Origin of the sequence: Lentzea indica, from assembly GCF_012184385.1 — a bacterium.
GTDB classification, from domain to species: domain Bacteria; phylum Actinomycetota; class Actinomycetes; order Mycobacteriales; family Pseudonocardiaceae; genus Lentzea; species Lentzea indica.
Genome location: NZ_VSRL01000388.1, coordinates 1 through 5,876 on the forward strand (window position 1 = coordinate 1; position 5,876 = coordinate 5,876).

Genomic DNA, 5,876 nt, shown 5'->3' on the forward strand with positions numbered 1-5,876 from the left:
CTGCAGCTTCACCCCGAGCTTGGCCGCGATCAGCCGCGCCATGTCCGGGTTGAACCCGATCGGGGTCTTGTTGTCCTTCGCCAGGAACGTCGTGGGCGGACTGGACAGGTCCATCGCCACCGAGATCTTGCCCTTGGCCTTCACCGACTCGGGCAGCAGCTTCACCGCCGCCGGGTCCGGCTGCACGCCGGCCGAGATGTCGTCGGTGTGCTCGGCCGCCTGGTCGGGCCTGCCGCTCTGGGTGGCGTCGACCGATCCGCACGCTACGAGGGCGAGTGTCACGGACGTCGCGGCGGTCACGGCACACAGAAGTCTTTTGAGTCGCATTTCGGCCACTCCTTCATCAAGAGAGAAGAATTGTGCGCACGGGGGGGCGCCGATGGGCCTCGCGGCGGGTAGCGCGAAGTTGTTCAACCCGTGGGGTGCGGGTCGGGAAATCCCGCACACCCGGGCGCGGCAAATCGGCCAGGAATCCGTCGGAACCGGTGGAGGTGAGCCGGCCGATGGTCAGCTAGCTGGTTTTCGGACGTATGTCGGACGAGTGGTCGCGGTCTTCACGGACACCCTTCCAGCCGACGTGGTGGGGTGACCTGACGCTAGGCCGCCCACTACGGACTGTCAACGCCTCAGCCAGGAAAAGTTTCAGGTTGGAACTGGAACGAAGTGTGGTACGGTCTGTCCAGCAGCGAGGCGCTCAGCTGAGTCGAGGCGGATGTCTCCTCGCTGGCCGACTCGCTACGCAGCGTCGACAGTGCCGAGCGCAGTACGTGAAGTGTCGTGCCCTCTCCGCATGCGGGACGGCCACCTCTTCTTCACCGCCGAGGCGTCCAGTCAAGAAAGAGAGAAACGCGAATGATCGACTTCGAGCCGAAATACATCACGTTCGACATGCACGGGACGCTGATCCGCTGGCAGCTCGCGGCGATGACGCGCGAGCTGCTCGCAGACGTGGTGCCGGCTGATCAGATGGACGACTTCATGAAAAGCTTCCAGTGGCAGCGTCTTGACGAAGTACTGGGGCCGTGGAAGCCCTTTTACGCCGTGATGCACGATTCGCTGCGAAAGACCCTGGCTCGCTTCGGCCTGCCGTACCGGGAGGCCGACGGACAGGCGATCGTGGACGCCCTGCCGACGTGGGGCCCGTACCCCGAGGTGCCCGAGGCGCTGCGGGCTCTGGCGTCCCGTTACCCCCTCGTCATCCTGAGCAACGCGGACGACAGTCAGGTGATGAGCAACGTGGAGAAGCTGGGCGCGCCCTTCCACGCGGTCTTCACCGCCGAGCAGGCCCAGGCCTACAAGCCGAGGTACCAGGCGTTCGAGTACATGTTCGACCAGCTCGGGTGCGGCCCCAAGGACGTCCTGCACGTCTCCGCCAGCCCGCGCTACGACCTGATGGTCTGCAACGACCTCGGCGTCACGCACAAGGTCCACGTCAACCGCGGGTTCGAGCCCAGCACCCCCGGCTACAGCTACCACGAAGTCACCGCCCTCTCCCAAGTGCCACCGCTGCTCGGCATCTGAGCCGCACCGGGATCGGGAGGCTCCACCAGCGGGGCCTCCCGGGGACCTTCTCGGCCGGCAACCACGGCCGTGCGCCGGGCCTGACCCCGCCTCCCGTCGTCGAGGCGTCGTTCCAGCGCAGGCCTGATCCCGTGCCCACCAGCGCACCAGCGCACCAGGGAGCAGGACATCCCGCTGCGCAGGCTCGCCACTGCGGAAGAAGTCGCTGACGCGATGCTCTTCATGGCCTGCAAGGAATCCTCGTACATCACCTGTGCCGTCCTCCCCGTGGACGACAGCTACACGGCGTCCTGACACCGGAAAGCCGCGCCCCACTTGGTGAGGCGCGGCTTTCCGGCGTCAGGGCTTCTCTCCGGGGTCGAGGAGCTCAGCCAGGTGCAGGGCGCCCCGGCCGCCGGCCAGATGCTCGACCTGGGTCGCGCAGCTGAAGCCGTCGGCGACGACCACCGCATCGGGTTCCTCGTCGAGGCGCGGCCGCAACGACCGGTCCGCGACGGCCATCGAGGTCTCGTAGTGCTCGGCCTCGAAGCCGAAGTTGCCGGCGAGCCCGCAGCAGCCCTCTGCCTCGGTCACCTTCCGCACGCCGATCTTGCGCAGCAGGTCGTGCGGACGTCGGCTGCCGAAGGTCGCGTACTCGTGGCAGTGCGTCTGCAGCACCACGGAGTCCGGCACGTCCGGCGCCCAGTCCGAAGTGGACAGATCGGTCAGTGCGCCGGTGAGGGTGTGCACGCGAGCGGCGACCCGGCGGGCGGCGTCGGTGCCCAGCAGTTCGGGCACGTCTCGTTTCAGAGCCGCCGCGCAACTGGGCTCAGCGACGACGATGGGCAGGTCGCGGTGCGGGCCGCGGTCCAGCCGCGCCACCGTCCTGGCCATCACCCGGCGCGCGACCGACAGCTGACCGGTGCTGACCCAGGTCAGACCACAGCACAGCCCGGTTTCCGGCACGCACGGGGTACCCGCGGCGTCGAGCACGCGAGAGGTGGCGGCGGCGACCTGGGGTCGGAAGGCCCTGGTGAAGCTGTCGACGAAGAACAGCACGACCGGCTTGTCGCTCTTGCGGCGCAAGGCCCTGCGCAGCGCACGGCGCGGCGCGAAGGAGGGGATGGCGCGGCGGGTGGTGACACCGCCCAGCCGGGCCGCGAGCTTGCCGAACGGTCCGCGCAGCACCGCGTTGAGGGGCCGCGCGAAATGTCCGGCGAGCACCGAGGTGAGCGGCAGCCAGCCCAGCGAGTAGTGGGAACGGGGCCGGAGCCGGCCGCGGTAGTGGTGGTGCAGGAACTCGGCCTTGTAGGTCGCCATGTCCACGCCCACCGGGCAGTCGGTCGAGCAGGCCTTGCACGACAGGCACAGATCCAGTGCGTCGCGGACTTCCGCCGACCGCCAGCCATCGCGGATCGTTTCACCGCGCAGCATCTCCTGCAGCAGCCGGGCGCGGCCGCGGGTGGAGTGGTTTTCCTCACCGGTGGCGCGGTAGCTGGGGCACATGACGCCGCCGGTGTGGCTGCGGCAGCGGCCGACCCCGACGCACCGCCGTGCGGCGCCGTCGAAACCGTCTTCGTCGTGCGGGTAGGTGAACAGCGTGGGACGGCCATCCGGCCGCGGTGCCTCGAGAGCCAGATCGGCGTCCAGCGGGGCAGGCGCCACGATCACGCCGGGGTTCAGCAGGCCGTCCGGGTCGAAGATCCGTTTGAAGGCCGCGAACGCGCGGAGAACCGGCTGGCTGTACATGACCTCCAGCAACTCGCCGCGGGCTCGCCCGTCGCCGTGCTCGCCGGACAGCGTGCCGCCGTGCCGCACGACGAGCTCAGCCGCCTCGCACAGGAACCGGCGAGCAGCCGCCCGGCCGGTGTCCGTCGCGAAGTCGAAGTCGATGCGCACGTGGACGCACCCGGCACCGAAATGTCCATAAAGGACACCGGTGAGCTGGTGGGCCGCGAGCAGCGCGCGGAAGTCACGCAGGTAGCCGGGAAGGCGCTCGGGCGCGACCGCCGCGTCCTCCCAGCCCGGCCACGACTCGCCGCCGTCGACGGAGACGGGCCGCCAGTCCGGCACCGTCCTCGCGGACTCGCCACAGCGACCGCAGCTGTGCCTCGGTGTCGACCACCCGGCCGTCGCGCAGCCGTCCAAGGGCTTTGAGCTTGTCGAGCAACTCGCCCGCGCGGCGTGGACGTCCGTCTCGTCCCCGCCGTCGAGCTCCACGTACAGCCACGCCCGCCCACCAGGCAGGCCGGTGACCGAGTCCGGGCCGCGGCGCGCTCGCATGGTGGCGACGATGGCCTCGTCCATGCCCTCCACCGTGGTGGGGGACCACGGGAGGATCTCCGGCACGTCCTCGGCGGCGTCCACGACGTCGTCATAGCCGAGCACCAGCAGCGCCGACGCCGGGGCCACGGTCACCAGGCGCACCGTCGCGCCCACGACGACCGCGCAGGTGCCCTCGGTTCCGACGAGTGCGCGGGCCAGGTCGAAGCCGTTCTCCGGCAACAGGTGGTGCAGCTGGTAGCCGGACACCTGGCGAGGGATGCGACCCAGCTCGGTGCGAATCGGCGCGAGGTTGTCCGCGATCAGACTGCGCACGCGTGCGGCGAGCTGGTCGATCAGGGCTTCGTCGCCGGGATCTACGGCGTGCAGTCCGCTGTGGTCGGCGACGGCGAGCACACCGTCGGCGGTGACGATCTCCAGCGCCTCGACGTGACGGCTGGTGCGGCCGTGCCGCACGGAGCGGTTGCCGCACGCGTCGTTGCCGATCATGCCGCCGATCGTGCAGCGGCTGTGCGACGAAGGGTCCGGGCCGAAGGTGAGCCCGTGCGGCGCGACGGTGTCCCGCAGGTCGTCGAGGACGACTCCGGCCTGCACCCGCGCCGTGCGGGACTCCACGTCGACATCGAGCACCTGATTCAGGTGGCGCGAAAGGTCGATCACAACACCCCGACCGACGGCATTGCCCGCCATGCTCGTGCCGCCGCCCCGTGCCGTGACAGGAACACCCAGCTCACGGCAGGCTCGCAGGATCGCGCGGACGTCCTCTGTGGACCTGGGGAAGGCCACGGCGACCGGCGGCACGCGGTAGTTGGAGGCGTCATACGCGTAGGCCGCGGTTCCACCGGCGCCGATCTCCAGCCGCATCCCCGGCGCGGTCTCGGCCAGAAGCTGCTCCAGGTCCGTCATCGTCGCCACACCTCGGCAGCCACGGCAGCGGCCCACGCGCGCAGCGCCTCGTCGACACCGGCCTCGTCGATCACCAGCTCCGGAGTCATCCGCACGACGTGGTTCCACGTACCGCACAGCTGCACGAGCAGTCCCTGCTCCAGCGCCGCGCGCTGCACGCGGGCGGCGGTCTCCCCGTCGGGGTGGCCGTCCGCGGTGACGAACTCGGTGGCGAGCATCAGCCCGAGGCCGCGCACATCCCCGATGGCGCGGACGGAGGCGCCGACGGCCTGCAGTCCCGCTCGCAGCCGGGCGCCCATCACCTCGGCGTTGCGCACCAGTTCCTCGGAGGCGGCGAGCCCTTCGCCGGTGACCAGAACGTCGGGCGTCACGCCGAAGTGCTCGTGACCCCAGAACCGCCCGGTGCGGCCGAAGCCGGTCCGCACCTCGTCGATGATCAGCAGGAAGCCGTGGCGGTCGGCGCGTTCGCGCAGCCCCTTCATGAAGGCGGTCGTGGCGGGCACGCAGCCGTCCTCGCTCAGCACCGGCTCCACGATGATCGCGGCCGTGTCCGAGGGGGAGGAGATCGTCCGCAGGACGCGGTCCAGTTCCCGCAACGCGAACCGGGTCGCCGTGTCGGTGTCCCTGCCGTGGTGGTGGGTCATCGGGAACGGGATGGCCACAACGCCGGTCACCAGGACGGAGCCGGCGGGCACATCTCCGCGGCAGGCCAGGACGTTCCGTCTGCCGGTGGCTTGCCTGGCGACCCGCAGGGCCGCCTCCACGTCCCTCGGGCGGTGGTGATCCGCGCCCGTGGAGAAGTCGAGGTAGCGCCTGCCGTTCTCGCCCTGGGCCGCCACGTCCGGCGTGGCCCGGCCAAGGGACGCCGTCACTTGATGTAGTCCTTGAACTTGTAGTAGGCGCCCGCGAACGGGAGGAACCAGGGCGGGCCGAAGTGGCCGGGGATCCGCTTGAAGGACAGGTCGCGCCAGGGGTTGGCGGCGGTCGTGCCGTTCATGTAGTCGGCCATCTGCTTGCCCATGTGCGTGGCCATCTGGACGCCGTGGCCGGAGTAGCCGACCGAGTAGAACAACCCGTCGTGCTCGCCCGCGTGCACCATCCGGTCCATGCTCATGTCGACCAGGCCGCCCCAGCAGTAGTCGACGTGCGTGCCGGCGAGCTGCGGGAAGACCTCGACCATCGCCTTC

6 protein-coding genes are annotated in these 5,876 nt (G+C 70.1%); 2 read left to right on the forward strand and 4 right to left on the reverse strand.

Features of this window, described 5'->3' with window-relative positions; all coding sequences use genetic code 11:
- On the reverse strand, positions 1-327 hold a 327-nt coding region (locus FXN61_RS46595), incomplete at its 3' end, for a transporter substrate-binding domain-containing protein (RefSeq protein WP_167980211.1).
- 525 nt (positions 328-852) lie between these two features.
- Here FXN61_RS46595 and FXN61_RS46600 point away from each other — a divergent pair.
- Together FXN61_RS46600 and FXN61_RS51230 are read left to right on the forward strand one after the other, a co-directional pair.
- A complete protein-coding gene (locus FXN61_RS46600; RefSeq protein WP_167980212.1) occupies positions 853-1,521 on the forward strand; it encodes a haloacid dehalogenase type II in 669 nt (222 codons plus the stop codon).
- Between the two features lie 174 nt (positions 1,522-1,695).
- Complete coding sequence (locus FXN61_RS51230) at positions 1,696-1,815, forward strand: SDR family oxidoreductase (RefSeq protein WP_246293140.1); 120 nt, start codon at positions 1,696-1,698, stop codon at positions 1,813-1,815.
- 45 nt (positions 1,816-1,860) lie between these two features.
- Here FXN61_RS51230 and FXN61_RS46605 read toward each other — a convergent pair whose 3' ends face one another.
- The 3 genes from FXN61_RS46605 to FXN61_RS46615 all read right to left on the reverse strand — a co-directional run.
- A complete protein-coding gene (locus tag FXN61_RS46605; protein ID WP_246293138.1) occupies positions 1,861-4,689 on the reverse strand; it encodes an FAD-binding and (Fe-S)-binding domain-containing protein in 2,829 nt (942 codons plus the stop codon).
- The gene (locus tag FXN61_RS46610; protein ID WP_167980213.1) at positions 4,686-5,561 is read right to left on the reverse strand and encodes an aminotransferase class III-fold pyridoxal phosphate-dependent enzyme; all 876 of its coding nucleotides are present in this window, start codon (positions 5,559-5,561) and stop codon (positions 4,686-4,688) included. The genes FXN61_RS46605 and FXN61_RS46610 overlap by 4 nt, the downstream gene beginning before the upstream one ends.
- A partial coding sequence (locus FXN61_RS46615; protein WP_167980214.1) for an NAD(P)/FAD-dependent oxidoreductase occupies positions 5,558-5,876 on the reverse strand: 319 nt, incomplete at its 5' end. The genes FXN61_RS46615 and FXN61_RS46610, both read right to left, overlap by 4 nt.

Coding starts and splice junctions, on each gene's coding strand:
- FXN61_RS46600 (WP_167980212.1), top strand. CDS start 853: ATGATCGACTTCGAGCCGAAATACATCACGTTCGACATGCACGGGACG.
- FXN61_RS46605 (WP_246293138.1), bottom strand. CDS start 4,689: ATGACGGACCTGGAGCAGCTTCTGGCCGAGACCGCGCCGGGGATGCGG.